The organism is Candidatus Cloacimonadota bacterium, from assembly GCA_012522635.1.
Taxonomy (GTDB): domain Bacteria; phylum Cloacimonadota; class Cloacimonadia; order Cloacimonadales; family Cloacimonadaceae; genus Syntrophosphaera.
On the sequence record JAAYKA010000120.1, the window covers coordinates 1 to 2,576 of the forward strand.

Genomic DNA, 2,576 nt, shown 5'->3' on the forward strand with positions numbered 1-2,576 from the left:
AAAAGCTCCGTGCGGGAAAAAGCCGCTTCAGTCAAGGCAAACTCCGGTTAAAGCCTGGAAAGATTCATTTTGAACCCTGCCAAACTCGCTTTCGGAAATCCCGCCTAATTCCAAAGTCCGCTCCACCACTTCCAGCAGGCGCAACAGAGGATTTTTCTCACCCGGAAGGACGTAATAGCGGGTCATATCCGTTTCCGCGAGATATTTGCCACCTGCAACCATCTCCTTGAGCAGCAACAACTTATCCGGCTTCAAGATGCGCTCGCTGATGGTGAAAAAGCTGTCCAACCGTGCCAAAAGCCTGTAACCTTCCAGGCTGCCGGCATAGCCATGAACCAAATAGCGCAGGGGATAACGCTTCAGGATTTCATAAGCTGCCTGCTGATGCCCAACAATGTGCAAAACCACCGGAAGTTCATGCTCCACAGCCAGTTCCAACTGTTTAACCAACAGGCTTTTCTGCGTCTCAATCTCCGGTCCGCCCCGATCCAAACCGATTTCTCCCACCGCCCAGATGCGTTTTTCCTCGCAGAGGCGCGCGATATCCTCAATGGCAAGGTCACACTCATCAAAATTGGGATGCACCCCCGCGCTGTACATCAGCCCGGAAAATTCAAATTCCGCGTAACGCAAAAGCTCGGAACGCGTTAAAGCTGAAGACAGCCAACGTTTTATCCCCTTTTTGCCGGCTTCGTCCAAAAGCGTTTCCAGGGGCATCCCCACCCCGAGATTTGCCAGATGGCAATGCGCGTCAACCAATGTCATTGCTATTGTTTACACCATTTTTAAACTGGGCGGAATACAATTCCTGATAGCGCGGACAGGAACGCAAAAGCTCTTCGTGAGAACCTTCACCCACCAGCTTTCCGCGCTCCAAAACCAGGATGCGATCCGCCTTCATAACTGTGGAAAGCCGATGCGCAATCATGATGACGGTGCGGTTTTGGGTGGCGGCGTCAATTGCTTCCTGCACCAGCTTTTCGCTTTCCGTATCCAGCGCGCTGGTGGCTTCGTCAAAAATCAAAATAGGCGGGTCTCCCGCAATGGCGCGGGCTATGCAAAGCCGCTGTTTCTGCCCGCCGGAAAGGTTCGCGCCCTTGTTTTGCAGCGGTTCATCATATTGCGCGGGCAGTTCCAGAATAAATTCCTCAGCGTGGGCAATCCTCGCCGCCTGCTGAATTCTGTCCAGAGAAAGCTCCTCCAAAGCGCCATAGGCAATGTTTTCCCTCACTGTTTTGGAAAACAGGATGCTCTCCTGGGTCACCACCCCGAAAAGCTTGCGCAGCGCGTCGAGCTTATAATCCCGGATGTCTCTGCCGTCCAAAATGATAGAGCCCTCACCCACATCGAAAATGCGGTTGAAAAGATTCGCCAAAGTGGTCTTGCCGCCGCCGCTGGAACCAACCAGAGCCAGCTTTTCGCCCTTGCGAACCTTGAAGCTCACATCTTTGAGCACAGGCTGGTTCTCTCGATAGCAAAAACTGACCTGGTCGAAAACTATTTCGGATTCGAAACCCTCCTTGGGCAAGGCTTCCGGCGCTTCCTCCACTTCGGAACTCCTATCCAAAACCTCAAAAATCCGCTCCAGGGAAACCGTCGCTTTTTTCAGGTCGGCATAGATTTGGGTGAGGTTTTTCATCGGATGCAACAGCGAAAATATGGCAAGCAAAAAGGCGGTGAAATCGCCCAGGGAAAACACCGAGCCCGGCGCCAGAATCATTTTACCGCCCAAAATTATCACAATCACACCGGTGAGAACCGTGTTTATCTCTGAAAGCGGAACGCTGAGCGAGGTGTAATACTGCGCTTTTTTCCAAAACCGGACATAGGCTGAATTGACACGGTTAAAATCCTGCCTTTCAGCTTCTTCGCGCCGGAAGGCCTTCACAATCTTCATGCCGGTCAACACCTCTTCCGCGGAGGAAAAAAGCGTGGAAAGCTGAGCCTGGATGCGGGCGGAATTACGTTTCACCTGTTTGCCAAGCCAGCCCACAAAGAGCGTGAAAACAGGCACCACAACCAGCCCATACACAAAAAGCCGCGAATTGAGCAGCATTGCTATGCGCGCGAAAATGAGGATGGTGACGATATCCAGAAACCCTTCCAAAAGCGAGCGGACATAGCTTTCGCCAACAATTTCGACGTCACTGACCATCCGCACCATGGCGTCTCCCGTGCGGGCTTGATTGAAAAACCCTTGCGACTGATGCAGATAGGCGCCAAACATGTCCTCCCGCAGCTTGCGCACCGCGTTGGCTCGCAGCTTGATAAACAACACCCGCTGCAGATAGAAAAAGATGTTTTTCAACAGGATTATCACCACCAGAAAGATGCAAAAGCCATAGAGCAGGGAAATGGGGTCTGAATTCAGCATAATCTGTTGAACCTGCTCCCACAGCGGGCTCAGCGAGTTTATCCCACCCCGGGGAAAACCGTTTCCGCCGCCGCCCCAAAAGGACTGCCAAGCCTGCCCCAGGGCCTTGAACAGCCCGGAAACCGTGGTGATAACAAAGCCACCATCACCGGGCTTGAAAACATAATCGAAAAGCGGGATTACCAGCGTCACGCTGATCCCG

2 protein-coding genes are annotated in these 2,576 nt (G+C 52.6%); both read right to left on the reverse strand.

The window, feature by feature from the left end:
- Window positions 1-27 precede the first annotated feature (27 nt).
- Window positions 28-765, reverse strand: coding sequence for a TatD family deoxyribonuclease (locus GX135_06255; GenBank protein NLN85689.1), 738 nt, complete (start codon window positions 763-765; stop codon window positions 28-30).
- A complete protein-coding gene (locus GX135_06260) occupies window positions 752-2,566 on the reverse strand; it encodes an ABC transporter ATP-binding protein (protein ID NLN85690.1) in 1,815 nt (604 codons plus the stop codon). Before GX135_06260 ends, GX135_06255 begins: the two co-directional genes overlap by 14 nt.
- Between the last annotated feature and the right edge of the window lie 10 nt (window positions 2,567-2,576).

What these genes read in the sequence shown, in the direction of transcription:
- GX135_06255 (NLN85689.1), bottom strand. Translation starts at nt 765, where the DNA reads ATGACATTGGTTGACGCGCATTGCCATCTGGCAAATCTCGGGGTGGGG.